Annotated in this window: 21 protein-coding genes and 2 tRNA genes; 19 read left to right on the top strand and 4 right to left on the bottom strand. The window is 58.9% G+C overall.

Annotation, left to right across the window (positions count from 1 at the left end):
• The first annotated feature begins 63 nt into the window (after nucleotides 1-63).
• From GBC55_RS08930 to GBC55_RS08985, 12 genes are all read left to right on the top strand, one after another.
• Nucleotides 64-1,563, top strand: coding sequence for an NAD(P)H-hydrate dehydratase (locus tag GBC55_RS08930; protein ID WP_162437115.1), 1,500 nt, complete (start codon nucleotides 64-66; stop codon nucleotides 1,561-1,563).
• Nucleotides 1,551-2,021, top strand: a complete 471-nt coding sequence (gene tsaE / locus GBC55_RS08935; protein ID WP_162437114.1) for a tRNA (adenosine(37)-N6)-threonylcarbamoyltransferase complex ATPase subunit type 1 TsaE — start codon at nucleotides 1,551-1,553, stop codon at nucleotides 2,019-2,021. Before GBC55_RS08930 ends, tsaE begins: the two co-directional genes overlap by 13 nt.
• Nucleotides 2,022-3,449, top strand: a complete 1,428-nt coding sequence (locus GBC55_RS08940; RefSeq protein WP_162437113.1) for an N-acetylmuramoyl-L-alanine amidase — start codon at nucleotides 2,022-2,024, stop codon at nucleotides 3,447-3,449.
• 8 nt (nucleotides 3,450-3,457) lie between these two features.
• Complete coding sequence (gene mutL / locus GBC55_RS08945; RefSeq protein WP_178114287.1) at nucleotides 3,458-5,359, top strand: DNA mismatch repair endonuclease MutL; 1,902 nt, start codon at nucleotides 3,458-3,460, stop codon at nucleotides 5,357-5,359.
• Nucleotides 5,359-6,330: a tRNA (adenosine(37)-N6)-dimethylallyltransferase MiaA gene (gene miaA / locus GBC55_RS08950; protein WP_162437170.1), complete on the top strand. Its 972-nt coding sequence runs from the start codon at nucleotides 5,359-5,361 to the stop codon at nucleotides 6,328-6,330. Before mutL ends, miaA begins: the two co-directional genes overlap by 1 nt.
• Nucleotides 6,331-6,425: 95 nt before the next feature.
• Nucleotides 6,426-6,686 (top strand): RNA chaperone Hfq, encoded by a 261-nt coding sequence (gene hfq / locus GBC55_RS08955; RefSeq protein ID WP_007902656.1) that lies wholly within the window; start codon nucleotides 6,426-6,428, stop codon nucleotides 6,684-6,686.
• Between the two features lie 12 nt (nucleotides 6,687-6,698).
• Nucleotides 6,699-8,000, top strand: coding sequence for a ribosome rescue GTPase HflX (gene hflX, locus GBC55_RS08960; RefSeq protein ID WP_162437111.1), 1,302 nt, complete (start codon nucleotides 6,699-6,701; stop codon nucleotides 7,998-8,000).
• Nucleotides 8,001-8,096: 96 nt separating this feature from the next.
• The gene (gene hflK, locus GBC55_RS08965) at nucleotides 8,097-9,272 is read left to right on the top strand and encodes an FtsH protease activity modulator HflK (RefSeq protein WP_162437110.1); all 1,176 of its coding nucleotides are present in this window, start codon (nucleotides 8,097-8,099) and stop codon (nucleotides 9,270-9,272) included.
• Nucleotides 9,272-10,141, top strand: coding sequence for a protease modulator HflC (gene hflC / locus GBC55_RS08970; RefSeq protein WP_162437109.1), 870 nt, complete (start codon nucleotides 9,272-9,274; stop codon nucleotides 10,139-10,141). Before hflK ends, hflC begins: the two co-directional genes overlap by 1 nt.
• A 315-nt stretch (nucleotides 10,142-10,456) precedes the next feature.
• Nucleotides 10,457-11,644: an ATP phosphoribosyltransferase regulatory subunit gene (locus GBC55_RS08975; protein WP_162437108.1), complete on the top strand. Its 1,188-nt coding sequence runs from the start codon at nucleotides 10,457-10,459 to the stop codon at nucleotides 11,642-11,644.
• A gap of 54 nt (nucleotides 11,645-11,698) precedes the next feature.
• Nucleotides 11,699-12,988 (top strand): adenylosuccinate synthase, encoded by a 1,290-nt coding sequence (locus GBC55_RS08980; RefSeq protein WP_162437107.1) that lies wholly within the window; start codon nucleotides 11,699-11,701, stop codon nucleotides 12,986-12,988.
• Between the two features lie 138 nt (nucleotides 12,989-13,126).
• Entirely contained in the window at nucleotides 13,127-15,061 is a 1,935-nt protein-coding gene (locus GBC55_RS08985; protein ID WP_162437106.1) for a methyl-accepting chemotaxis protein, read from the top strand.
• A 108-nt stretch (nucleotides 15,062-15,169) separates the two neighbouring features.
• Here the strand turns inward: GBC55_RS08985 and GBC55_RS08990 are convergent, their stop codons facing one another.
• The 4 genes from GBC55_RS08990 to GBC55_RS09005 all read right to left on the bottom strand — a co-directional run bounded on the left by GBC55_RS08990 (nucleotide 15,170) and on the right by GBC55_RS09005 (nucleotide 18,323).
• A complete protein-coding gene (locus GBC55_RS08990) occupies nucleotides 15,170-16,735 on the bottom strand; it encodes an iron ABC transporter permease (protein ID WP_162437105.1) in 1,566 nt (521 codons plus the stop codon).
• Nucleotides 16,735-17,745: an extracellular solute-binding protein gene (locus tag GBC55_RS08995; protein ID WP_162437104.1), complete on the bottom strand. Its 1,011-nt coding sequence runs from the start codon at nucleotides 17,743-17,745 to the stop codon at nucleotides 16,735-16,737. Before GBC55_RS08995 ends, GBC55_RS08990 begins: the two co-directional genes overlap by 1 nt.
• A 238-nt stretch (nucleotides 17,746-17,983) precedes the next feature.
• Nucleotides 17,984-18,070, bottom strand: a tRNA-Leu gene (locus GBC55_RS09000).
• A 166-nt stretch (nucleotides 18,071-18,236) separates the two neighbouring features.
• Nucleotides 18,237-18,323, bottom strand: a tRNA-Leu gene (locus GBC55_RS09005).
• Between the two features lie 224 nt (nucleotides 18,324-18,547).
• Here GBC55_RS09005 and rnr point away from each other — a divergent pair.
• The 7 genes from rnr (at nucleotide 18,548) to dnaB (ending at nucleotide 25,858) form a co-directional block, all read left to right on the top strand.
• Complete coding sequence (gene rnr, locus GBC55_RS09010) at nucleotides 18,548-21,184, top strand: ribonuclease R (protein ID WP_162437103.1); 2,637 nt, start codon at nucleotides 18,548-18,550, stop codon at nucleotides 21,182-21,184.
• Nucleotides 21,181-21,948 (top strand): 23S rRNA (guanosine(2251)-2'-O)-methyltransferase RlmB, encoded by a 768-nt coding sequence (rlmB, locus tag GBC55_RS09015; RefSeq protein ID WP_162437102.1) that lies wholly within the window; start codon nucleotides 21,181-21,183, stop codon nucleotides 21,946-21,948. Before rnr ends, rlmB begins: the two co-directional genes overlap by 4 nt.
• Nucleotides 21,949-22,262: 314 nt before the next feature.
• The gene (rpsF, locus tag GBC55_RS09020; RefSeq protein WP_003217491.1) at nucleotides 22,263-22,685 is read left to right on the top strand and encodes a 30S ribosomal protein S6; all 423 of its coding nucleotides are present in this window, start codon (nucleotides 22,263-22,265) and stop codon (nucleotides 22,683-22,685) included.
• A 28-nt stretch (nucleotides 22,686-22,713) separates the two neighbouring features.
• Nucleotides 22,714-22,944: a 30S ribosomal protein S18 gene (gene rpsR / locus GBC55_RS09025; RefSeq protein WP_002551829.1), complete on the top strand. Its 231-nt coding sequence runs from the start codon at nucleotides 22,714-22,716 to the stop codon at nucleotides 22,942-22,944.
• A gap of 36 nt (nucleotides 22,945-22,980) precedes the next feature.
• Entirely contained in the window at nucleotides 22,981-23,874 is an 894-nt protein-coding gene (locus GBC55_RS09030) for a hypothetical protein (protein ID WP_162437101.1), read from the top strand.
• A 19-nt stretch (nucleotides 23,875-23,893) separates the two neighbouring features.
• Entirely contained in the window at nucleotides 23,894-24,340 is a 447-nt protein-coding gene (rplI, locus tag GBC55_RS09035; protein ID WP_003197251.1) for a 50S ribosomal protein L9, read from the top strand.
• A gap of 123 nt (nucleotides 24,341-24,463) precedes the next feature.
• Nucleotides 24,464-25,858 (top strand): replicative DNA helicase, encoded by a 1,395-nt coding sequence (dnaB, locus tag GBC55_RS09040; RefSeq protein WP_162437100.1) that lies wholly within the window; start codon nucleotides 24,464-24,466, stop codon nucleotides 25,856-25,858.
• Nucleotides 25,859-25,892: the final 34 nt, after the last annotated feature.

The raw sequence follows: 25,892 nt of genomic DNA on the forward strand, positions 1-25,892 counted from the left end.
GAGGCGAGAGAAACCGGAGCTGAGATGCGTATAATTCTGCCAGACATCGGAGCCTGAAGACGCATGCCGCACACTAAAGATGATTTACCCGACGCGCTGTACAGTGCCGCGCAAGTGCGAGGGCTCGATGCGAGCCTGATAGCGGCAGGCACATCGGGCTTCGAATTGATGCACCGGGCGGCGCGCGCGACCTGGCGTGCGCTGGTCCGACAATGGCCGACGGCGGACACGTTAAGCGTGCTGGCCGGGCACGGTAACAATGCGGGCGATGGTTATCTGGTCGCGGTACTTGCCCAGCGCGCCGGCTGGACAGTGCGGGTGTTGGCCGTCGGTGAACCCCAGCGTTTGCAGGGCGATGCAGCGTTGGCTCATGCCGAAGCCGTGTCCGATAACGTGACCATCGACGCTTGGAATCCGCATTTGCCTTTGCGCGGTGTTGTGCTGGATGCCTTGCTGGGCACCGGTCTGACAGGTGACGTGCGCGAACCCTACGCCAGCGCGATTGCCGCGATCAATGCCAGCGGTCTGCCGGTGGCGGCAGTGGATATCCCTTCGGGCCTTTGCGCCGATACCGGGCGCATGCTCGGTGATGCGGTGCGAGCCGACCTTACAGTGACGTTCATCGGTTTGAAACTCGGGTTGTTCACCGGTGACGCGGCGGATTGCGTAGGTGCGTTGGTGTTCAACGATCTGCAGGCTGATTCGCAGTTGATTAACCAGGCGGACGCCAGCGCTCGACGACTGACGACGGGTAATCTCCCGCGTCTGGCGGCCAGGGCGCCCACTTCGCACAAAGGTAAATTCGGTCATGTACTGCTGATCGGCGGTGATCATGGCTTCGGCGGGGCAATCCTGTTGAGCGCGCAAAGTGCGTTACGCAGCGGTGCGGGCATGGTCTCCGTGGCCACTCGCAGCGAGCACGTGCCTGCGGCGCTGGCCCGAATCCCCGAGGCCATGGTGCTGGGGACTTCCTCCGCCAATCAGCTGATGGGGTTGCTGCAGAAGGTTTCCGTGTTGGTCGTCGGGCCTGGTTTAGGGCAGGCTTCCTGGGGGCGCAGTCTTTTGTCAGCGGCCGCCAATGCGCCACTGCCGCAAGTCTGGGACGCTGATGCGCTGAACATGCTGGCTGAAGCACAGGTGAGTTTGCCCAAGGGGTGTGTGATCACGCCGCATCCGGGGGAAGCGGCGCGGTTGCTGGGTATCACGACTGCGCAGGTTCAGGCAGACCGCCCTGCGGCGGCCCATGCGTTGAGCAAAAAATATACAGCGGTAGTGGTGCTCAAGGGGGCCGGCAGCCTGATTGCCAGTCCCGATGGGCGATTGGCGCTGTGTCATCAGGGTCATCCGGCCATGGCCACTGCTGGACTGGGCGACGTGCTGGCGGGGCTGGTTGGCGCATTGCTTGCGCAAGGCATGGACACGTTCGACGCCGCTTGCCTGGGGGTGTGGCTACACGCCAATGCCGGCGCGCGAGAAGGGGAATTTGGCCGTGGGCTGGCGGCCAGTGATCTGATTCCAGCCATTCGTCAGTTGTTGGAGGAGCAAGCACCGTGTCTGAAGTAACCCTGTACCTGGCTGATGAAGAAGCAATGACCGCGTTTGGGGCGCGTATCGCACAAACCACTGAAGGGCATGGTCTGATTTTTCTCGAAGGCGATCTCGGCGCGGGCAAGACCACGCTGTCCCGGGGCATCATTCGGGGGCTGGGGCATGTGGGGGCGGTAAAAAGTCCGACGTTCACTTTGGTCGAGCCCTACGAGATCAGTGACATCCGGGCCTTCCATTTTGACCTGTATAGACTGGTCGATCCCGAAGAACTGGAATACCTCGGCATTCGTGACTACTTCGAAGATGATGCGTTGTGCCTGATTGAATGGCCCCGTAAAGGTGCAGGCTTTTTGCCAAAGCCCGACCTGACCATTACCATTAGCCCGCAAGACAGCGGGCGTTCGCTGCAAATAGTGTCCCAGAGCTCGCGTGGCGAGTTGTGGTGTGCCGCTTTGGCATTGGAATCCAATTAAATGATGGGGTCAGGTATGCGCTTTCGCGCGATGGTAGCTGCCGTAGGATTGTTGCTTTTGGCGGTAACCGTCAACGCTGTGGCCGAATCGAAGGTCAGTAGCGTGCGCCTGTGGCGGGCGCCGGATAACACACGGCTGGTGTTTGACCTGACCGGACCTGTCCAGCACAGCGTCTTCACCCTGACGGCACCTGATCGACTGGTCATTGATATCAATGGCGCATCGCTCGGCGCTCCGCTCAACGTCAATACGTCGAACACACCTATTACCGCCATGCGTTCGGCACAACGCACGCCGACGGACCTGCGGGTGGTCATCGACCTGAAAAAAGCCGTCACACCGAAAAGCTTCACGCTGGCGCCGAATGCCCAGTACGGCAATCGCCTGGTGGTCGACTTGTTTGATGACGCCGCCGACGCCGCGCCAATCCCTGCACCGACCAACGTGGCTACCGTGGCCCCGGTCCCGGTAACGCCGATCGATCCGCCGGTGAAACTGCCGCCTGCGCCTGCGGGCAAGCGCGACATCATTGTGGTGATCGATGCCGGTCACGGTGGCGAAGACCCGGGTGCGTCGGGTTCTCGGGGTCAGCGTGAAAAAGACGTCGTGCTGGCCATCGCACGTGAGCTGCAACGTCAGGTGAATGGCATGAAAGGTTTCCGCGCCGAACTGACCCGTACAGGCGACTACTTCATCCCACTGCGTGGCCGTACCGAGATTGCGCGCAAGAAAGGCGCCGATCTGTTCGTGTCTATCCATGCCGATGCCGCACCTTCTGCAGCGGCCTTCGGCGCCTCGGTGTTTGCCTTGTCTGATCGCGGCGCCACGTCCGAGACAGCGCGCTGGCTGGCCGACAGCGAAAACCGTTCCGACCTGATCGGTGGTGCCGGCAACGTCAGCCTCGACGACAAGGACCGCATGCTGGCGGGCGTATTGCTTGACCTGTCGATGACCGCGTCGCTGACCTCCAGCCTGAACGTCGGCCAAAAGGTCCTGACCAACATTGGCCGCGTCACGCCGTTGCACAAGCAGCGCGTGGAACAAGCCGGGTTCATGGTATTGAAATCCCCGGACATCCCGTCGATCCTCGTGGAAACCGGGTTTATCTCCAACGCCAACGAAGCCTCGAAACTCGCGGCAGCGAACCATCAGCAGGCGCTCGCGCGTTCCATCAGCAGCGGCGTGCGCCAGTTCTTCCAGCAGAATCCACCGCCGGGCACCTATATAGCCTGGCTGCGCGATTCCGGCGGGATTGCCCAAGGTCCTCGGGATCATCGGGTCAACCCTGGCGAGACGCTGGCGATGATTGCAGTGCGTTACCAGGTGTCCCCGGCGACCTTGCGCAGCGCCAACAACCTGAAGAGCGATGACTTGAAAGCGGGTCAGCACCTGACCATTCCTGGCACCGAACTGGCGGCCAAAGAATGAATCAGGTGGTGACGAACGGTGCTCGCATCGAGCTGCTGAGCCCTCGGCTGGCGAACCAGATTGCCGCTGGCGAGGTGGTCGAGCGTCCGGCTTCGGTGATCAAGGAGTTGCTGGAAAACAGTCTCGATTCTGGCGCCAAACGCATCGACGTCGACGTCGAGCTGGGTGGCGTCAAGCTGCTGCGGGTGCGCGACGATGGCAGCGGCATTTCGGCAGATGATCTGCCCTTGGCCCTGGCCCGTCATGCCACCAGCAAGATCCGCAACCTGGAGGATCTCGAGCAGGTCATGAGCCTCGGGTTTCGCGGTGAGGCCCTCGCGTCCATCAGTTCCGTGGCGCGCCTGACACTCACGTCCCGTACCAAAGATGCCGATCAGGCCTGGCAAGTCGAGACCGAAGGCCGGGATATGGCGCCTCGCGTGCAGCCGGCGGCTCACCCGGTGGGAACCTCGGTTGAAGTGCGTGACCTGTTTTTCAACACGCCGGCGCGTCGCAAGTTTCTCAAGACTGAAAAAACCGAATTCGATCATCTCCAAGAAGTGATCAAGCGCTTGGCGCTGGCGCGCTTCGACGTGGCGTTCCATCTGCGCCATAACGGCAAGACCATCCTCAGCCTGCACGAGGCTCACGATGATGCGGCCCGTGCCCGGCGGGTGGCTGCCATCTGCGGTGCGGGTTTCCTTGAGCAGGCACTGCCGATCGAAATCGAGCGCAATGGCCTGCATTTGTGGGGTTGGGTCGGGTTGCCGACGTTCAACCGCAGCCAGGCAGATTTGCAGTATTTCTTTGTGAACGGGCGCGCAGTGCGCGACAAACTGGTGGCGCATGCCGTGCGCCAGGCCTATCGCGATGTGCTGTTCAATGGTCGGCACCCGACGTTCGTGCTGTTTTTCGAAGTCGATCCGGCGGGCGTCGACGTCAACGTGCACCCGACCAAGCATGAAGTGCGCTTCCGTGACGGGCGCATGGTCCACGATTTCCTTTACGGCACCTTGCACCGCGCCCTGGGCGATGTGCGTCCGGAAGATCATCTGGCGGCCCCCGTTGCCACGGCTATTGTTCGACCGACCGGCATCGATGCCGGAGAATTCGGTCCCCAGGGCGAAATGCGCCTGGCAGCCAATGCGTTGCTGGAGCAACCCCAGGCTCAGCCGTCGTTAAATGCGCCTGCGGGCTCGGGCGCTGGAGCCGGTTACCAGTATCAATACACGCCGCGGACTCAATCCGCCGGCGTGCCCGTGGCCGAAGCCCAGGCGGCCTATCGTGAGTTTTTCGCGCCGCTGCCAGAAGCCAATGCCGCCGCGTTGCCGGCCGGACAGGATGATATTCCGCCGCTGGGTTATGCGCTTGCGCAGCTCAAAGGTATCTACATCCTTTCCGAGAACGCCCAAGGGCTGGTGCTGGTGGACATGCACGCCGCTCACGAGCGGATCATGTACGAGCGTCTGAAAATTGCCATGGCCAGTGAAGGCTTGAGTGGTCAGCCGCTGTTGGTGCCGGAGTCCCTGGCCGTCAGTCAGCGTGAAGCCGATTGCGCCGAAGAGCATGTCGACTGGTTCAAGCGCCTGGGTTTCGAACTGCAGCGCCTTGGTCCGGAAACGCTGGCCATTCGGCAGATTCCTGCCTTGCTCAAGCAAGCCGAAGCTAACCGTTTGGTCAGTGATGTACTGGCGGACCTGATGGATTACGGGACCAGTGACCGGATTCAGGCGCATTTGAACGAGTTGCTCGGGACGATGGCCTGTCACGGCGCAATTCGGGCGAATCGGCGTCTGGCCGTGCCGGAAATGAACGGTCTGTTGCGCGATATGGAAAACACCGAGCGCAGTGGTCAATGCAACCATGGCCGACCGACCTGGACCCAACTGGGACTGGACGATCTGGACAAACTGTTTCTGCGCGGTCGTTGATGAATCAGCTCCCTCCTGCGATTTTCCTGATGGGCCCGACTGCAGCGGGTAAGACCGATCTGGCCATCGAACTGACCAACGTTCTGCCCTGCGAGCTGATCAGTGTCGATTCGGCATTGGTTTATCGCGGTATGGATATCGGTACGGCCAAGCCTTCAAAAGAGACTCTGGCCGAATTTCCACATCGCCTGATCGATATTCTCGACCCGGCCGAAAGTTATTCTGCAGCGGATTTCCGTCGAGATGCCCTTGAGGCCATGGCCGATATCACCGCGCGCGGGAAAATTCCGCTGCTGGTGGGCGGCACGATGCTTTATTACAAGGCGTTGGTCGAAGGTCTGGCGGACATGCCCGCCGCCGATCCAGACGTTCGCGCGCAGATCGAAGAAGAAGCTGCACGGCTTGGCTGGCAGGCCCTGCACGATCAATTGGCGGTGATCGACCCGGAATCGGCTGCGCGTATTCATCCGAACGATCCGCAGCGCCTCAGTCGCGCGCTGGAAGTTTACAGAGTGAGCGGTCAAAGCATGACTGCGCTACGCTTGCAACAATCTGCGCAAAGTACTGAAGCAGCCGCTTCGGGGCGTCAACAATTGCCCTATACTGTCGCGAACTTGGCCATTGCTCCGGCAAATCGCCAAGTACTGCATGAGCGAATTAAACAAAGATTCACGTTAATGTTGGAACAGGGATTCATTGATGAGGTCGTAGCCCTGCGTAAGCGAAGTGACCTGCATTCCGGGTTGCCGTCTATACGTGCAGTTGGCTATCGACAAGTCTGGGACTACCTGGATGGCAAGCTGACGCAAGCCGAGATGCAGGAACGTGGAATCATTGCCACGCGCCAGTTGGCGAAGCGTCAGTTCACCTGGCTGCGCAGTTGGGCTGATCTACATTGGTTGGACAGCCTGGATTGCGACAATCTGCCGCGCGCCTTGAAATACTTGGGGACCATCTCCATATTGAGCTGAGTCCTTGCAATTGCCGTCTATCCTTGGGGGTGTGACGGCCACAAGCCATCTGTTTACCTATTTTTTTATATTGAATCCTTAAAGGAGTGCGGCACATGTCAAAAGGGCATTCGCTACAAGACCCTTACCTGAATACTTTACGTAAAGAGAAAGTTGGGGTTTCCATCTACCTGGTCAACGGGATCAAACTGCAAGGCACGATCGAGTCCTTCGACCAGTTCGTCATCCTGCTAAAAAACACCGTTAGCCAGATGGTTTATAAACACGCTATCTCTACAGTGGTACCTGTTCGTCCAATTCGTCTGCCTAGCGCAACCGAATCCGAAGCGGGTGACGCTGAGCCAGGTAACGCCTGATAGGAGTCTCCTTTGTTCTTTGAGCGCCACGGTGGTGGTGAGCGAGTAATCCTCGTTCACTTGGATGGACAGGACCCTGAGGCGCGCGAAGATCCGCAGGAGTTTCAGGAATTGGCTAATTCGGCCGGCGCCGAGACCGTTGCGTTTTTTAACGTACCGCGTCATCGGCCAACCGCCAAATTCCTCATCGGTAGCGGCAAGGTCGAGGAACTGCGTGACCTGGTTCACGCTAAAGAAGCCGACCTGGTGATCTTCAATCACACGCTAACGCCCAGTCAGGAACGTAACCTCGAACGTGTTTTCGAGTGTCGCGTGATTGACCGCACCGGTCTGATTCTCGATATTTTCGCCCAGCGCGCCCGTACCCATGAAGGCAAGCTCCAGGTTGAACTGGCTCAGCTTGACCACATGAGCACCCGGCTGGTTCGTGGCTGGACTCACCTTGAGCGTCAAGGTGGTGGTATCGGCATGCGTGGCCCGGGTGAAACACAGCTTGAAACCGACCGCCGTTTGCTACGGGTTCGCCTGCGACAAATCAAAGGCCGGCTGGAAAAAGTGCGCAGCCAGCGAGAGCAGTCGCGACGTGGCCGTTCCCGTGCGGATATTCCTACCGTGTCTTTGGTGGGGTACACCAACGCCGGCAAGTCCACGCTCTTCAATAACGTGACGAAATCCGACGTGTACGCGGCCGACCAGCTGTTTGCCACGCTGGATCCGACCTTGCGCCGTCTGGAACTGGACGACCTGGGGCCGATTGTCCTGGCCGACACCGTGGGTTTCATTCGCCACTTGCCCCACAAGCTGGTTGAGGCATTTCGGTCTACCCTCGAAGAGTCGAGCAATTCCGACCTGCTGTTGCACGTTATCGATGCGGCCGAACCGGATCGCATGTTGCAGATCGAGCAAGTGATGGTGGTGCTGGGCGAGATTGGTGCCCAGGACTTGCCGATCCTCGAGGTCTATAACAAACTCGATTTGCTCGAAGGCGTTGAGCCACAAATCCAGCGCGACGAAAACGGCAAGCCTCAACGGGTCTGGCTTTCGGCGCGTGATGGCAGTGGTCTGGAATTGCTTGAACAAGCTATTGCCGAGTTGCTGGGCAGTGAGTTATTCATCGGTACCTTGCGCTTGCCGCAACGATTCGCTCGACTGCGTGCGCAGTTCTTCGAACTCGGAGCGGTGCAGAAAGAAGAACACGACGAAGAAGGTGTCAGCTTGCTGGCCGTTCGATTGCCGCGCTCGGAGCTCAACCGGCTGGTTAGCCGTGAAGGCGTTGTACCGACAGAGTTCATCGAGGAACACACTTTGCAATAAAAGCCTGAGAAAGCGGTTGTGCCGCAGTGACAGGCATTCTGTAGCATTGGTCGGCGCGCCGTGGGTGCGTCTTTGCTTTATCAGATGGAGAGCGCTATGGCTTGGAATGAGCCGGGTGGCAACTCGAATAATCAGGATCCTTGGGGTGGCAAGCGTCGTAATAACGGCGACCGCAAGGGACCACCAGATCTCGACGAGGCCTTCCGAAAGCTGCAGGAAAGCCTGAATGGGTTGTTCGGTGGTGGTAAGAAACGTGGTGATGACGGCGGTGGTTCGGGCAAGGGTGGCGGCTTCGGCGGCATTCTTGGCGTCGTTCTCGTTGTGCTGGCGGCCGTGTGGCTGTACAGCGCGGTCTATGTCGTGGACGAGCAGGAGCAAGCCGTGGTGCTGCGCTTCGGCAAGTACTACGAGACCGTCGGCCCGGGTCTGAACATCTATTTCCCGCCGATCGATCGCAAGTATCTTGAAAACGTCACGCGTGAGCGTGCGTACACCAAGCAAGGTCAGATGCTGACTGAAGACGAGAACATCGTCGAAGTTCCGCTGACCGTGCAGTACAAGATCAGCAACCTGCAGGACTTCGTGCTGAGCGTTGATCAGCCGGAAATCAGCCTGCAACACGCGACTGAAAGCGCCTTGCGCCACGTGGTGGGATCCACCGCAATGGACCAGGTGCTGACCGAAGGTCGTGAATTGATGGCCAGCGAAATCAAGGAGCGTCTGCAACGCTTCATGGATACCTATCGCACCGGTATCACCGTGACGCAGGTCAACGTACAGAACGCAGCAGCACCGCGTGAAGTGCAGGAAGCCTTCGATGACGTGATTCGTGCCCGTGAAGACGAGCAGCGTTCGCGCAACCAGGCTGAGACCTATGCCAACGGCGTCGTGCCGGAAGCCCGTGGTCAGGCCCAGCGCATCCTCGAGGATGCCAATGGTTACCGTGACGAAACCGTCTCGCGTGCCAAGGGTGAGGCTGATCGCTTCACCAAACTGGTGAGTGAGTATCGCAAGGCACCTGAAGTGACTCGTGAGCGTCTGTACCTGGACACCATGCAGGAAGTCTTCACCAATACCAGCAAGGTTCTCGTGACCGGCAACAAGAATGGCCAGAGCAATCTGCTGTATTTGCCGCTGGACAAGATGATCGACAGTGGTCGCAGTACTACCAGCGCCCCGGTGACGGGTGCGGCAGCCACCAGCAACGAAGCGAATGCGCGTGCAGCAGCTGACCTGCAGCAACAGCAAGCACGTACCAGGGAGAGTCGCTGATGAGCAATAAATCGCTGATCGCCCTTATTATCGGCGTCGTCGTGGCGATCGCTGCCTGGAACTGCTTCTACATCGTGGCTCAGACCGAGCGTGCGGTGTTACTGCAGTTCGGTCGCGTGGTCCAGGCTGATGTACAACCGGGTCTGCACGTGAAAGTGCCTTACGTTAACCAGGTGCGTAAATTCGACGCACGCCTGATGACGCTGGACGCACCGACGCAACGCTTCCTGACGCTGGAAAAGAAAGCCGTCATGGTCGATGCCTACGCCAAATGGCGCGTGAAAGATGCCGAGCGCTTCTACACGGCAACGTCCGGCCTCAAGCAGATCGCCGATGAGCGTCTTTCACGTCGTCTGGAATCGGGCCTCCGTGACCAGTTCGGTAAGCGCACGCTGCACGAGGTTGTTTCGGGCGAGCGTGATGCATTGATGTCCGACATCACCGCCTCGTTGAATACGATGGCGGAGAAAGAGTTGGGTATTGAAGTGGTCGATGTTCGGGTCAAGGCTATCGATCTGCCGAAGGAAGTGAACCGCAGCGTGTTCGAGCGCATGAGTTCCGAGCGTGAGCGTGAAGCTCGCGAGCACCGCGCCAAGGGTAACGAGCTGGCAGAAGGCATTCGTGCCGACGCCGATCGTCAACGCCGCGTGCTGCTGGCTGAAGCCTATCGTGAATCTGAAGAGGTTCGCGGTGACGGTGATGCCCAGGCTGCTGCGATCTACTCCAAGGCCTACGGTCAGGATCAGGAGTTCTACGGTTTCTATCGTAGCCTGCGAGCCTACCGTGAAAGCTTCGCGAACAAATCCGACGTCATGGTCCTCGACCCAAGCAGCGACTTCTTCCGTTACCTGGAAAAAGCCAAACCTTGATGCACCGTTGACCTGATTCATCCCGCCGGGCGGCTAAAGCCTCTGGCGGGGTGATCCTTTGGGAAAACGTGTGTATGATGCGGCAGCCGGGAAATTCCCGGCTTTTTTGCGTCTGCATGTTTGATTGCTGTTTTTATGCAGGCGACCGAGTTGAATGACTCGAAAGATTTTTCGAGGAAAGTGATTGGCGAAGCCGGTTCAAGGCTTTTTGCCGCGTCGTTCATGCGCGAAGTTTGTGTGCATGGGCCAGGCACTTTCTGCTTCACTCAAGGCTCGCCCCAAGGCTGGCCGCCCGGATCATAGGGGAATGGCGTAATGGCAACGGTAGACCGCTGGCTGCTGCCAGATGGCATCGAAGAAGTACTGCCACCAGAAGCGGCGCGCATCGAAGTAGCGCGCCGTCAGGTGTTGGATCTGTTCCAGAGCTGGGGTTACGAGTTTGTCGTGACCCCCCATATCGAGTACCTGGAATCCCTGCTGACCGGCGCGGGCTCGGACCTTGATCTGCGTACCTTCAAGGTTATCGATCCGCAATCGGGTCGGCAGATGGGTTTCCGGGCGGACATCACGCCGCAGGTTGCGCGCATCGATGCGCACACCCTGCGACGCGAAGGCCCAAGCCGCCTGTGCTATGCAGGTAGCGTGCTGCATGCGCAGCCGCGCGCCTTGTCGTCCTCGCGCAGCCCGATTCAATTGGGTGCCGAGTTGTACGGCGATGGCAGCCCGAGCAGCGACGTGGAAGTCATCAGCCTGATGCTGGCCATGCTGCAACTGGCCGACGTGCCGGATGTGCACATGGACCTCGGTCATGTCGGTATCTACCGTGGCCTGGCCCGCGCTGCCGGTCTGTCCGGTGAAGTGGAACAGCAGCTGTTTGACGCATTGCAACGCAAGGCCATCGATGAGGTCATTACCTTGACCGAAGGCTTGCCTGCCGATCTGTCAGGCATGCTGCGAGCGTTGGTTGACCTGTGTGGCGGTCGTGAAGTGCTGGACGCTGCCCGTGAACGCCTGGCCAATGCACCGGTGCCTGTTCTGGCAGCGCTGGATGATTTGCTGGCCATTGCCGAGCGACTGTCCACGCGCTTCCCGCAATTACCGCTTTACTTCGACCTGGGCGAGTTGCGCGGCTACCACTACCACACCGGTGTGGTGTTCGCGGTGTTCGTGCCGGGTGTTGGCCAGTCCATTGCCCAGGGCGGTCGTTACGACGACATCGGCGCCGACTTCGGTCGCGCCCGTCCGGCAACCGGTTTCTCCACCGATTTGAAAACCCTGGTGACCCTGGGGCGTGCTGAGATCAAGTTACCGTCTGGCGGTATCTGGATGCCTGACAGTACGGATGCGGCACTCTGGCAGCAGGTTTGCCAGTTGCGCAGTGAGGGTCAGCGTGTCGTTCAGGCCTTGCCTGGGCAACCTTTGGCCGCCGCCCGTGAAGCGGACTGCGACCGGCAATTGATTCAGCAGAACGGGCTTTGGCAACTATCGCCACTGGCTTCTTGAGTTTTCCTGCCGGCCGCCGCCGGCACCAAGTTTGCGCGAATGAGGACAAGTGTTATGGGTAAGAATGTCGTAGTCCTGGGCACCCAATGGGGTGATGAGGGCAAAGGCAAGATCGTTGATCTGCTGACCGAACATGCTGCCGCCGTAGTGCGCTACCAAGGTGGCCACAACGCTGGTCACACCTTGGTGATCGACGGCGAGAAAACCGTTTTGCACCTGATCCCGTCGGGTGTGCTGCGCGAAGGCGTGCAATGCCTGATCGGCAACGGCGTGGTGGTTGCACCTGATGCCCTGCTGCGCGAGATCACCAAGCTGGAAGAGAAAGGCGTACCGGTGCGCGAGCGCCTGCGTATCAGCCCGTCCTGCCCGCTGATCCTGTCGTTCCACGTTGCGCTGGACCAGGCGCGTGAAAAGGCCCGTGGCGAGCTGAAGATCGGTACTACCGGTCGCGGTATCGGCCCGGCATACGAAGACAAGGTTGCGCGTCGTGGCCTGCGTGTTGGCGACCTGCTCAACATGCCGCGCTTTGAAGACAAGCTGCGTGAACTGGTGGATTACCACAACTTCATGCTGGTGGGTTACTACAAAGAGCCAGCCATTGAATTCGACAAGACCCTGGCCGAGTGCAAGGAATACGCTGAGCTGCTCAAGCCGCTGATGCTCGACGTGACTGCCGAGCTGCACGACCTGCGTCGCGCTGGCAAAGACATCATGTTCGAAGGCGCCCAGGGCTCGTTGCTGGACATCGACCACGGTACCTACCCGTACGTGACCAGCTCTAACACCACTGCTGGCGGGGTTGCTACCGGTTCGGGTGTGGGTCCTATGTTCCTGGACTACATTCTGGGCATCACCAAGGCTTACACCACGCGTGTAGGTTCGGGGCCGTTCCCGACTGAGCTGTTCGACGCAGTCGGTGCGCACCTGGCCAAGCAAGGTCACGAGTTCGGTGCGACTACCGGTCGTGCTCGTCGTTGTGGCTGGTTCGACGCCGTAATCCTGCGTCGCGCTATCGATGTGAACAGCATCTCGGGCATCTGCCTGACCAAGCTGGACGTACTCGACGGTCTGGAAACCATCAACATCTGTGTCGGCTACAAAGATGCAGAGGGTAAGGACATTGCTCCGACTGATGCTGACAGCTACGTAGGCCTGCAGCCTGTGTACGAAGAAGTGCCGGGCTGGACCGAATCGACCGTGGGTGCCAAAACCCTGGAAGAGCTGCCAGCCAACGCTCGTGCTTACATCAAACGCGTTGAAGAACTGATCGGCGCGCCGATCGACATTATTTCGACGGGCCCGGACCGCAACGAAACCATCGTTCTGCGTCATCCGTTCGCTTAATAAGTTATTGATGTAAAACACAAAGGCCCCTTAATTGGGGCCTTTGTCGTTTCTGCCCTCCGGGCGGCATGGCCTTTGCTGTGAATACCTTTTCTGGCGTGCCATCAATTTAATGGCGTCAATACAGAGGGCTTTCCTGTGTCAGCCGTTCTCTCACTGTTACAAAGCCGTTTGTTGCGGCCTGTGTTCGTTACCCTCGGTATCGCCCTTTTGGTGCAAGTGCTGGTTGCTGTTGCTCTGACGCGGAGCACGGTGACTGCGCTGGAAGCTGACCTGGGTGTACGCCTGGGGGCGGACAGTCAAAAACTGTCCGGCGAACTTGAGCAGGCCGGGCGTGAAGTCACGTCGAGTCTCGAAAGTTTGTCGACCAGTACGCGTCAGCGTCTGACGGCCGGATTGTCTTCGAAGCTGGAGGAAGAGCAGGCCCAACTGCGTGCGACGCTGGAAAAGGATTTGAAAGATTCGGCGAACGACATGGCGCAGTTGCTGGCCTCGGTAGCACCTCGTGCCATGTGGGACAGCGACGTTCCAACGCTCTCCGAATTTGCCCGTCGGGCTCAGCGTAATCCCAACGTGCTGTTCGTGGTCTACGACGACGCGACGGGTCAGCATTTGACGCGTTATCTGAACCGGGAAAATCCGATTAACAAGGCCCTTCTGGAAAAAGGTCAGGGCGAGCGGGCGCTGGACAAAGTGTTGGATGCGGCGAAGAACGACCCGTCGGTCTACTACCTCGAAGCCTCGATCAGCCCTAACGGCGTCGAGATCGGGAAAGTCTTGATGGGTGTCTCGACCGCCTCGGTGGAAACCGATCTGGCGGCCCTGGACAAGCGTTTCTCGGCCCTGATCGCCAGTAGCGATCAACTGGTCGCCGACAGTCTCAAGGGCGCAGCTGCTGACAGCGCAACGGCAATGCGTGCGCGTCTGCAGTCGGCGCAATCCACTGCATCAGACATGAAAGCCAACACCACCAACACCGTGCAAGAGGCTGCGTCGACATTGCGTTGGCGCATCGGCATGAGCCTGGCGGTGGTTGGTTTTGGTGTGTTGCTGTTGCTTGCGGTCGTTCTGGGTCGTCGCGTGGTCAATCGCTTGAAGCTGTTGATTGCTGCCATGGATGACCTCGCGGCAGGTGAGGGTGATCTGACCAAACGTGTGCAAATCAACAGCAAGGACGAGATCGGCGACATGGCTTCGGCGGTCAATCGCTTTGTGGATAAGTTGCAGCCGATTGTGCGCGAAGCAGGCGACGTGGCGCAGCGTACCGGTGTGGAGATCGGCGCGATGACCTTACGCAACGCCGGTGCGGATGCGGCGGCGGGCATGCAGCGTGATGAGGTGGCTGAGAGCCTGCGTGCGCTGTCGCAGATGGCCGACGATGCCCAGTCTGAAAGTCATGCCATGCAGGCTGCCTTGCAGCAGGTGGTGGACATTCGTTCGGCGACGGATGAAAACACCCGGACTTCGGCGAAAGTCGGCGGTCTGATCGAGGCGTTGGCGGGGCAGGTCGATACCGGTGCGAAAGTCATCGAGCGACTGGCGCAACAAAGCGAACAAATTGAAGTGGTGCTGACGGTCATTCATGGGATCGCCGAGCAGACCAACCTCCTGGCGTTGAACGCGGCCATCGAGGCGGCGCGCGCGGGTGAAACCGGTCGCGGATTTGCGGTGGTGGCTGACGAAGTGCGCGCACTGGCGAGCAAGACGCAGAGCTCCACGGGGGATATCCAGGCGCACATCGTAGCCTTGCAGCAAGGTGCGCGTGAGGCGGTCGCAGCGATCGGCCAGGCCGGGCGTCAGGCCAATGAAGGGTTGCTGGTGCTGCGTGACAGTGCGCGCTTGCAGCAGTCGGTGCAGACGTCGGTCGAGCAAGTGCATGCGGCGATTGGCCTGGCGACACAAGCAGCAGCGCATCAGGCGCAAGGTGCTCAGGCTGTGCGCGGACGTGTCGAGACCATTCATGCGCAGGCTGAGAAGGCGGCGCAGGCGGTGGTGGAAACCACGGCCAGCGGCAAGGTGCTGGATGGGTTGGCGGCGCAGCTGAAGGCGAGCCTGGGGCAGTTCAGGGCTTAAGAACAAAAGAGCGTCCGAACGCGGCCCGAGCTTGCGGCAGCTCCTACAGGGTGAGCATCAATCCCATGTAGGAGCTGCCGCAAGCTCGGGCCGCGTTCGGACGATCTTTTAGCGGCTCAAATACATCCGCGTCGTCAGCAGATAAACCGGTAGTCCGGAAACCAGAATCAACAACGCCGCATACGGCGCCGCCGCCGCGAACTCCACATTGGCCGTATGCGCCCAGACTTCCGTCGCCAGCGTATTAAGGCCGGTAGGACTTAAAAGCAGCGTCGCCGTCAGTTCCTTCATCGCATCCAGAAACACCAAGGCAAACGCCGCGCCCAGTGCCGGGAAAATAATGGGCAAGGTCACCCGGCAGAATGCACTGAAAGATGACGCCCCAAGCGTGCGGGCGGCCTCCTCCAACTGTGGTGCTGCCTTGTTCAGTGCCGTGCGAATCGGCGCCTGCGCCAGAGGCAGGAACAGCAGCGCATAGGCGATCAGCAACAGTGCCGACGTTTGATACAGAACTGGCACATAGTGCAGGGCGAAATACACCAGCGTCAGGGCAATCACCAGGCCAGGCAGGGCATGCAGCAAGTACGGCAGCCGTTCGGCCCAAATCGCCAGTTGGCCTTTATAGCGCACTACCAATAGCCCCACAGGCACCGCGAGCACGAGGCACAACGCTGCACCACCCAACGAGAGTGCCAGTGACGACAGCAATGCTTCACTGATCGCAGCCACCGGGAAGGCTGCTGAAGAACCTACCGCCAGCCAATACGCGAGCATTCCCAGCGGGATGCCGCTGCCGATGATTGCCAATGCCAGGCAATAAGCCTGGCCCCCCAGCGCCCAAGGTCCCAGGCGTACCTGCTCAGCACGTCGCGCGGCGCCTTGGCCGGTACGCACATGCCGGCCTTTGCCGCGTACCCGAAGTTCCAGCCACAGCAGGATCAGGCATAGCGCCAGCAGCACTGCAGAGAGCATGGCGGCATTGGCGTTGCTGAATTCCAGTTCGAATTGCTGGTAGATCGCGGTAGTGAACGTTTGCAGGCCGATGATCGACAGAGCGCCGAACTCGACCAGCATGTGTAATGCGATCAGCAGCGAGCCGGCCAGCAAGGACGGCCAAAGCAGTGGCAGGGTCACCCGGAAAAATACACCCCAACGGTTCTGGCCCAGCGTGCGTGCGGACTCTTCCAGAGAAGGGTCCAGATTTCGCAGGGTTGCAGCGACCGGCAGAAATATCAGCGGGTACTTGGACAGCGTCATCACCAGGATTGCCCCGCCCAACCCTTCGAAGTTGGCGCTCAGGGATACCCAGGTAAAACTGCTGACAAACGCCGGTACCGCGAACGGCAAACACAGGATGACTCCCCAAACTCGCCGTCCACGAAGATCGCTGCGCTCCAGCAGCCATGCCAATGACAGGCCGATGACGCCGCAGGCGAAAGTAACGCCGATCATCAGCGCCAGCGTATTGCGCAACAGGCCAAACACATAGGGCCGCCACAGCAGATGCAGCGCTTCTGCCCAGCCCGCCTGCCAGGTCTTGAGTGCGACATAGGCAAGCGGCAGCAGGCTGAGAACCACCAATAGCAAAACCGGCAGCAACAGCCAGATCGACGGACGCTTGCGTCGCGGCACGTAACCCCCGCGCGAGGCGGGGGCGGATAACGATGCGCTCATCAGTTCAAGCCAACGTCACGTTCCAGGTCCAGAGCTTCTTCAGCGTTGCCGAGGTCGGCGGGGGTGACTTTAGGTGCTTCCAGTTCACTGAACGGCTTGAGGCCGCGATCCGATTCCATGCCTTTGTGCAGCGGATACTCGGCAGTTGTTTGAGTGATCACGCGCTGCCCTTCTTCGCTGGCCATGTAGGCGAGCAATTGCTGGGCTTCTTTTGGATGTTTGCTGGACTTCAATACCGCGGCGCTGGAAACAGTGATCAGGCCGCCGACGTCGCCGCCGGTGAAATAATGCAGTTTCGAATCGAGCTGACCTTTTTCGCGTTGCAGGGCGAACCAGTAGTAGTTGTTCACCAGTACCGTGGCGACTTCGCCATTCTCGACGGCCTTGAGTGCGACCATGTTGTTGCTGTAGGTCTTGCCGAACGCACGCAGCCCCGTCAGCCATTCCTCGGCCGCATCCATGCCGTGCACTTTGATGATTGCTACCGCTTGTTCCTGGAACGCGCCGCTGGTGGGCACGAAACCGACCTTGCCTTGCCATTTCGGATCGGAAAACTCCATGACCGATTTCGGCAGGTCTTTTTCATCGATCAGCTTGGGGTTGTACGCGACGACGCGGACGCGGGCGGTAACACCAATCCAGGTGCCATTGGCGGCGACATAATCTTTGGGCAGGACGGCGAGGGTAGCGGCATCGGTCTGGGCCAATACGCCTTGTTCGCCAAGTTTATTCAGGGGTGGGGATTCTTCGGTGTAGATCACGTCGGCAGGGGAGCGATCACCTTCCTCGACAACCTGGCTGGCGAGCTGGTTGCTGCTGCCCTTACGCACGTTGACGTGAATGCCGGTCTTGGCCTCAAAGGCTTTGGCAACGGCATCGCCAACTTCCTTGTGTTGTCCGTTGTAGAGCGTCAGGGAAACCGGATCAGCTGCCTGGGTGAAGGGAGTGGCGATTGCCAGGCCGAGCAGGGTGATGGTCAAGCCGCGGCGCAGGGTATTTCGAAACATCATTCGCAGGGTTCCTCACTGTCGCATTGCAAAAACTTGTAACAATGATAAACGATATTGTTTCTCAAGTGCGCCTTGCGGGGCCGAGAAGTCTTTGCTAAAGCACCCGGTACAGCACCTGTAGCAGCTGCTACAGGTCGTGTGTTTGTTAAGAGGGGGATTGATTTTTGAAAGCCAGAAACGCAAAAACCCGCTTTCGCGGGTTTCTGTGAAATCCAAGGCCGTAACCTTGAATTTGAATTGGTGCCCAGAAGAAGACTCGAACTTCCACGACCTTGCGGTCACCAGCACCTGAAGCTGGCGTGTCTACCAATTTCACCATCTGGGCATAATCTTCAGCGTTACCGCTGTTGATGTGGCGCACTATACGGAGAGCTTTTTGATCTGTAAACCCCTGATTTAGTTTTAATAAATCAGGGGCTTGGAATGCAAAAAACCCGCTTTCGCGGGTTTTTGTGCGAGCCTTGAAATTGATCTAATCTCAAGCTCAAAATTGGTGCCCAGAAGAAGACTCGAACTTCCACGACCTTGCGGTCACCAGCACCTGAAGCTGGCGTGTCTACCAATTTCACCATCTGGGCAGTATCGGCAACGTCTCCGTCGTCGATGGCGCGCACTATACGGAGCGTCTTTTTAACTGTAAACCCCTGGCAGCAAAAAAACCTGCAAAATATTACCAGCGGCATTCAAATCAGTTTTGGAGTGTCGATATAGGGCTTTAGACAGGCTGTCATAGCCTGAAATTTCCCGTTTCATTACGCCTATGCCAAACTAACCCGTATATAGACAAGGTGAAAACTCTCTAATGGCCGATTGGCAGTCCCTCGATCCCGAGGCCGCTCGTGAAGCGGAAAAATATGAAAACCCTATTCCTAGCCGCGAACTGATCCTTCAGCACCTTGCTGATCGGGGTTCGCCTGCTAACCGCGAGCAACTGGTCGAAGAGTTTGGTCTGACCACAGAAGACCAGATCGAAGCCCTGCGCCGCCGCCTGCGCGCCATGGAGCGCGACGCTCAACTCATCTATACCCGTCGCGGCACGTATGCGCCTGTGGACAAGCTCGACCTGATCCTGGGCCGCATCAGCGGTCACCGTGACGGATTCGGCTTCCTGGTTCCGGACGACGGCAGTGACGACCTGTTCATGAGCCCGGCGCAGATGCGTCTGGTATTCGACGGTGATCGCGCGCTGGCCCGTGTTTCCGGTCTCGACCGTCGCGGTCGTCGCGAAGGCATGATCGTCGAAGTGGTGTCCCGTGCTCACGAAACCATCGTGGGTCGTTACTTCGAAGAGGGCGGTATCGGCTTTGTGGTTGCGGACAATCCGAAGATCCAGCAGGAAGTGCTGGTAACGCCGGGTCGCAACGCCAATGCCAATATTGGTCAATTCGTCGAAGTGAAGATCACTCACTGGCCGACGCCGCGCTTCCAGCCGCAAGGCGACGTGGTCGAAGTCGTGGGCAACTACATGGCGCCGGGCATGGAAATCGATGTCGCCCTGCGCGCGTACGATATCCCGCACGTCTGGCCTGAAGCGGTGTTGAAAGAAGCCGCCAAGCTCAAGCCTGAAGTCGAAGAGAAAGACAAAGAGAAGCGCGTAGACCTGCGCCATCTGCCGTTCGTGACCATCGATGGTGAAGATGCTCGCGACTTCGATGACGCGGTGTATTGCGAAGCCAAGCCAGGCAAATTGCGCCTGTTCTCCGGTGGCTGGAAGTTGTACGTGGCGATTGCCGACGTCTCCAGCTACGTGAAAATCGGTTCGGCGCTGGACAACGAATCCCAGGTTCGCGGCAACTCGGTGTACTTCCCCGAGCGCGTAGTGCCTATGCTGCCTGAGCAGCTGTCCAACGGCCTTTGCTCGCTGAATCCACACGTTGATCGGTTGGCCATGGTTTGCGAGATGACCATCTCCAAATCCGGTGAAATGACCGACTACTGCTTCTACGAAGCCGTGATCCATTCCCATGCTCGCCTGACCTACAACAAAGTCAGCGCGATGCTGGAAACGCCGAAACTCACCGAGGCGCGTCAGCTGCGCGGCGAGTACAACGATGTTCTGCCGCACCTCAAGCAACTGTACTCGCTGTACAAGGTGTTGCTGGCCGCTCGTCACGTGCGTGGCGCGATCGATTTCGAAACGCAGGAAACCCGGATCATTTTCGGCACCGAGCGCAAGATTGCCGAAATTCGTCCGACCGTGCGTAACGATGCGCACAAACTGATCGAGGAATGCATGCTGGCGGCCAACGTGGCCACCGCTGAATTCCTGAAGAAACACGAAATCCCTGCGCTGTACCGCGTGCACAACGGCCCGCCACCGGAGCGTCTGGAAAAACTTCGCGCCTTCCTGGGCGAGCTCGGCCTGTCCCTGCATAAAGGCAAGGACGGCCCGTCGCCAAAGGATTACCAGGCACTGCTGGCGAGCATCAAGGACCGTCCGGATTTCCATCTGATCCAGACTGTGATGCTGCGCTCGTTGAGTCAGGCGGTGTACAGCGCTGATAACCAGGGCCACTTCGGCCTGAATTACGAAGCCTATACCCACTTCACTTCGCCGATCCGCCGCTACCCGGACTTGCTCACGCATCGGGCGATTCGCAGCGTCATTCATTCGAAAATGGACACCCCGCACGTTCGTCGTGCTGGCGCCATGACCATTCCGAAAGCGCGCATCTACCCGTACGACGAAGCGGCTCTGGAGCAGCTAGGCGAGCAGTGCTCGATGAGCGAGCGCCGTGCCGACGAAGCCACTCGTGACGTGGTGAACTGGCTCAAGTGCGAGTTCATGAAAGACCGTGTAGGCGAGTCGTTCCCGGGTGTGATTACTGCGGTGACCGGTTTTGGCCTGTTCGTCGAGCTGACCGACATCTACGTCGAAGGCCTGGTACACGTCACGGCGCTGCCGGGTGATTACTACCACTTCGACCCAGTACATCACCGCCTGGCCGGTGAGCGTACCGGCCGCAGCTTCCGCCTTGGCGACACCGTTGAAGTGCGCGTGATGCGCGTTGACCTCGACGAGCGCAAGATCGACTTCGAGATGGCTGAAAAAACCATCAGCGCGCCGATTGGCCGCAAGAAGCGCGGGACCGAAACCACTGCGCCTGCGGCTAAAACCGCCGCTGCGGCAGAGCCGGCGCCGGCGAAATCCGGTCGTCGCCCTGCCAAGGAAAAAGCTGCCGAAGCCTATCGCCCGAGCGATGCAGCGGCGAAAAACGCCGAGCTGCGCAAGAGCCGGGAAATGAAGCAGGCGTTGCTGTCTGAAGCGAAAAGCGGCGGTAAAGCGGCGTCTGGGGGAAAGACCGGGCGGTCGGCGCCTGACAAGGCTCCCGGCGGCAAGCCAGCAAAACCGAGCAAACACCGTAAGGGCCCGCCAAAAGCGGGTTCCGCTCCAGCAGCCAAAAGCGGCGGGGCGCGTAAACCTAAGGCCAAGTCATGAGTAATCTGGAAAAAATCTACGGCGTGCATGCCGTAGAAGCGTTGCTGCGTCACCACCCGAAACGCGTCAAGCAGATCTGGCTGGCGGAAGGCCGCAGTGATCCGCGCGTTCAGACGCTGATCGAACTGGCGAACGAAAATCGCGTGGCAGTCGGCAATGCCGAGCGTCGCGAGCTGGATGCCTGGGTTGAAGGCGTGCACCAGGGTGTGGTGGCGGACGTGAGTCCGAGTCAGGTCTGGGGCGAAGCGATGCTCGACGAACTGCTCGATCGCACCGAAGGCGCACCGTTGCTGCTGGTGCTTGATGGTGTGACTGATCCGCACAACCTTGGCGCCTGCCTGCGTTCGGCCGATGCGGCCGGTGCACTGGCAGTGATCGTTCCGAAGGACAAGTCGGCCACGCTGACCCCAACGGTACGAAAAGTTGCCTGTGGCGCGGCGGAAGTGATTCCGTTGGTTGCTGTGACCAACCTGGCGCGCACCCTTGAAAAACTCAAGCAGCGCGGCTTGTGGGTTGTCGGAACGGCGGGCGAAGCTGAGCAGAGTCTGTACCAGCACGACATGACCGGTCCAACCATCCTGATCATGGGTGCCGAGGGCAGCGGCATGCGTCGCCTGACCCGCGATCTCTGTGATTATCTGGTGCACCTGCCGATGGCTGGCAGTGTCAGCAGTCTGAACGTGTCCGTGGCGACTGGCGTGTGCCTGTTCGAAGCTCAGCGTCAGCGTGGCGTCAAAGCTGCCGGAACCGGTAAAAAGTCCTAAGTCATTTGTAGTCCCTGTGGGAGCGAGCCTGCTCGCGATACCGGAGTAACATTCAGCATCAATGTTGAATGTTATGCCCTCATCGCGAGCAAGCTCGCTCCCGCAGTGGTTTGTGGTGAGGCAAAAATGGGTGGGCGAACGAACTGTTCAAATAATCACCAATTGCCTTGCACCTCTCCTGTCCCTTCTCTACAATTGCGCCCCTTGCTGTGACGGCAGGCACGCATGTGTCTACTGCAAGCAAGTCCATAAGTGTCATTCACTCCTTGTCTGACCGCTTTTGAGCGGCAGGCTACAACCCGTAAGGAGCATTCATGCGTCATTACGAAATCATCTTTTTGGTCCACCCGGATCAAAGCGAGCAAGTCGGCGGCATGGTAGAGCGTTACACCAAGCTGATCGAAGAAGACGGCGGCAAAATCCACCGTCTGGAAGATTGGGGTCGTCGTCAACTGGCCTACGCAATCAACAATGTTCACAAGGCTCACTACGTGATGCTGAACGTTGAATGCACTGGCAAGGCCCTGGCCGAGCTGGAAGACAACTTCCGCTACAACGATGCAGTGATCCGTAACCTGGTCATCCGTCGCGAAGAAGCCGTTACCGGCCAATCCGAGATGCTCAAGGCTGAAGAAAACCGCAGTGAGCGCCGTGAGCGTCGCGACCGTCCTGAGCACGAAGGCGCTGAAAGCGCTGATAGTGATGACAGCGACAACAGCGATAACGCTGACGAGTAATCCACGGACCTTTTGAGGAGCCTATTACATGGCACGTTTCTTCCGTCGTCGTAAATTCTGCCGCTTCACCGCTGAAGACGTGAAAGAGATCGATTACAAAGATCTCAACACTCTGAAAGCCTACGTATCCGAGACCGGCAAAATCGTTCCAAGCCGTATCACCGGTACCAAAGCACGTTATCAGCGTCAGCTGGCCACCGCTATCAAGCGCGCCCGCTTCCTGGCCCTGCTGGCCTACACCGACAGCCACGGCCGCTGAGACCGGGCAGTCGACACGTAGCAAAGGATTGAATGCATGCGTGCCATAGCTGAGTTCATCATGCGCGGCCGTATGCAGGCCACTCTCGTAGTGGCTGGATGCGCGGCATTGCCGTTGTTGTATTGGTTGGGTGCTGCCGCGGGATGCTTCGTGCTCCTGCGGCGCGGATTGAAGGATGCGTCAAGCGTCCTTGCTCTGGGATTGCTACCGGCATTGATCTGGTGGCTTTACGCCGATGACCCACGCTCACTTCTGGTGCTGCTGGGGTCTTGGAGCCTTGCGTTGGTTTTGCGCGCAAGTGAGTCCTGGAACCGCGTGCTGCTGGTCAGCATAGCGATGGGAGTGGTGTTTTCAGTGGTGCTGGGGATAGCTTTTGGTCCCCAGATCGAGATGTTGGCGCAGGCTTTGATAAAAGTCATGCCGTCGCTACTCGGCGATGTCTACCAGAAGTTGTCGGTAGACGAGCAGGCGCATTTTGCGTCCCTGATTGCACCGGTCCTGACCGGCCTGATTGCGGCCTTGTTGCAAATCGTCAGTGTGCTGAGCCTGATTGTCGGGCGCTACTGGCAGGCGTTGTTGTACAACCCGGGTGGTTTTGGTCGCGAGTTTCGCGCTATCCGCTTCCCGCTTCTACCAGCGATGTTGCTGCTGGCGTGCATGCTTCTGGGACCGAATATCGGTCCACAGATGGCCATGTTGACGCCGTTGTGCAGCGTACCGCTGGTGTTCGCCGGGCTGGCCCTGATTCACGGGCTGGTGGCGCAAAAGCGACTGGCCAGGTTCTGGCTGGTGGGGTTGTACGTCACGCTGTTGCTGTTTATGCAGCTGATCTATCCGTTGCTGGTGGTCTTGGCCATCGTCGACAGCCTGATTGATTTTCGCGGTCGTCTGGCGCCGAAAGACGCCGATAACGCGAACGGTGAAGGTTAAAAGTTAAGAGGATTTTCACATGCAACTGATCCTTCTGGAAAAAGTCACCAACCTGGGCAACCTGGGTGACAAAGTGAACGTTAAGGCTGGTTACGGTCGTAACTACCTGCTGCCTTACGGCAAAGCTACCGCTGCGACCGCTGCCAACCTGGCTGCGTTCGAAGAGCGTCGCGCTGAGCTGGAAAAAGCCGCAGCAGACCGTAAAACTTCGGCTGAAAGCCGTGCCGCCCAACTGGCTGAGCTGGAAGTGACTATCACTGCCACCGCTGGTGACGAAGGCAAGCTGTTCGGTTCGATCGGCACCCACGACATCGCTGATGCACTGACCGCCTCTGGCGTTGAAGTTGCTAAAAGCGAAGTTCGTCTGCCGAACGGCACCATCCGCAACGTAGGCGAATTCGACGTAGCCGTGCACCTGCACGCCGAAGTTGAAGCCACCGTACGCGTTGTCGTGGTAGCAGCTTAAGCAGCACTTGATCGACTGGTACCCTCGGGTGCTTGTCGGTAACATCGGGCACGATCCTGTTTACAGGTCGTGCCCTTTGTCTTTCTGCAGTTCCTGAATTTCACACTAATCATTCAAGTGGCCATGAACGATATCTCCGCTCCCGAGCAATATGATCTGCAAACTGCTTCCCTGAAGGTGCCTCCGCATTCCATCGAGGCCGAGCAGGCCGTGCTCGGTGGTCTGATGCTGGATAACAACGCTTGGGAACGCGTGCTGGATCAAGTCTCCGACGGCGATTTCTATCGACATGACCACCGCCTGATCTTCCGTGCCATCGCCAAACTGGCGGACATGAACTCGCCAATCGACGTCGTGACCCTGGCCGAGCAATTGGACAAGGAAGGGCAGACCTCGCAAGTCGGAGGCCTCGGGTACCTCGGAGAACTGGCAAAAAACACGCCGTCTGTCGCTAACATCAAGGCGTATGCGCAGATCGTCCGTGCACGGGCGACGTTGCGCCAGCTGATCGGTATTGCCAGCGAAATTGCCGACAGTGCGTTCAACCCTGAAGGACGTACTGCTGAAGAGATTCTCGACGAGGCCGAACGGCAGATCTTCCAGATTGCTGAGGCCCGGCCAAAAACCGGCGGCCCGGTGAGCGTGAACGACCTGCTGACCAAGGCCATCGACCGCATCGACACCCTGTTCAACACCGACAACGCCATCACTGGCCTGTCGACCGGTTACACCGACCTCGACGAAATGACCAGTGGGCTGCAACCGTCCGACCTGATCATCGTCGCTGGCCGTCCATCCATGGGTAAAACCACCTTTGCGATGAACCTGGTTGAAAACGCCGTGTTGCGCAGTGACAAGTGTGTTCTCGTTTACTCGCTGGAGATGCCAGGCGAATCGCTGATCATGCGTATGTTGTCGTCCCTCGGCCGTATCGACCAGACCAAGGTCCGTGCCGGTCGCCTGGACGACGATGATTGGCCGCGCCTCACGTCGGCGGTCAATCTGCTCAACGATCGCAAGTTGTTTATCGATGACACGGCCGGTATCAGCCCGTCAGAGATGCGCGCGCGGACCCGGCGTCTGGTCCGTGAACACGGCGATGTCGCCCTGATCATGATCGACTACCTGCAGCTGATGCAGATTCCAGGTTCCGGCGGCGACAACCGGACCAACGAGATTTCCGAAATCTCCCGTTCCTTGAAAGCCCTCGCCAAGGAATTCAACTGTCCGGTAGTGGCGTTGTCCCAGCTCAACCGCTCCCTCGAACAACGACCGAACAAGCGCCCGATCAACTCCGACCTCCGGGAATCCGGAGCGATCGAGCAGGATGCTGACGTGATCATGTTCGTGTACCGGGACGAGGTTTACCACCCGGAAACCGAGCACAAAGGCATCGCCGAAATCATCATCGGCAAGCAGCGGAACGGTCCGATCGGCACGTCACGACTGGCGTTCATCGGTAAGTACACCCGCTTCGAAAACCTGGCGCCGGGCAGCTATAACTTCGACGACGAGTAACCCGGCAAAAAACTGTGGCAAGAAGCTTTTGTGG

Origin of the sequence: Pseudomonas sp. TNT3, assembly GCF_010095445.2 — a bacterium.
Lineage (GTDB): Bacteria > Pseudomonadota > Gammaproteobacteria > Pseudomonadales > Pseudomonadaceae > Aquipseudomonas.

Bases quoted from the DNA above. Each gene is read 5' to 3' on its own strand.
- hflC (WP_162437109.1), top strand. From the start codon at position 9,272: ATGAGCAATAAATCGCTGATCGCCCTTATTATCGGCGTCGTCGTGGCG.
- GBC55_RS08995 (WP_162437104.1), bottom strand. From the start codon at position 17,745: ATGATGTTTCGAAATACCCTGCGCCGCGGCTTGACCATCACCCTGCTC.
- GBC55_RS08975 (WP_162437108.1), top strand. From the start codon at position 10,457: ATGGCAACGGTAGACCGCTGGCTGCTGCCAGATGGCATCGAAGAAGTA.
- GBC55_RS09030 (WP_162437101.1), top strand. From the start codon at position 22,981: ATGCGTGCCATAGCTGAGTTCATCATGCGCGGCCGTATGCAGGCCACT.
- GBC55_RS08980 (WP_162437107.1), top strand. From the start codon at position 11,699: ATGGGTAAGAATGTCGTAGTCCTGGGCACCCAATGGGGTGATGAGGGC.
- rpsR (WP_002551829.1), top strand. From the start codon at position 22,714: ATGGCACGTTTCTTCCGTCGTCGTAAATTCTGCCGCTTCACCGCTGAA.
- hfq (WP_007902656.1), top strand. From the start codon at position 6,426: ATGTCAAAAGGGCATTCGCTACAAGACCCTTACCTGAATACTTTACGT.
- GBC55_RS08940 (WP_162437113.1), top strand. From the start codon at position 2,022: ATGATGGGGTCAGGTATGCGCTTTCGCGCGATGGTAGCTGCCGTAGGA.
- GBC55_RS08930 (WP_162437115.1), top strand. From the start codon at position 64: ATGCCGCACACTAAAGATGATTTACCCGACGCGCTGTACAGTGCCGCG.
- dnaB (WP_162437100.1), top strand. From the start codon at position 24,464: ATGAACGATATCTCCGCTCCCGAGCAATATGATCTGCAAACTGCTTCC.
- rpsF (WP_003217491.1), top strand. From the start codon at position 22,263: ATGCGTCATTACGAAATCATCTTTTTGGTCCACCCGGATCAAAGCGAG.
- hflK (WP_162437110.1), top strand. From the start codon at position 8,097: ATGGCTTGGAATGAGCCGGGTGGCAACTCGAATAATCAGGATCCTTGG.
- rlmB (WP_162437102.1), top strand. From the start codon at position 21,181: ATGAGTAATCTGGAAAAAATCTACGGCGTGCATGCCGTAGAAGCGTTG.
- rplI (WP_003197251.1), top strand. From the start codon at position 23,894: ATGCAACTGATCCTTCTGGAAAAAGTCACCAACCTGGGCAACCTGGGT.
- GBC55_RS08990 (WP_162437105.1), bottom strand. From the start codon at position 16,735: ATGAGCGCATCGTTATCCGCCCCCGCCTCGCGCGGGGGTTACGTGCCG.
- miaA (WP_162437170.1), top strand. From the start codon at position 5,359: ATGAATCAGCTCCCTCCTGCGATTTTCCTGATGGGCCCGACTGCAGCG.
- rnr (WP_162437103.1), top strand. From the start codon at position 18,548: ATGGCCGATTGGCAGTCCCTCGATCCCGAGGCCGCTCGTGAAGCGGAA.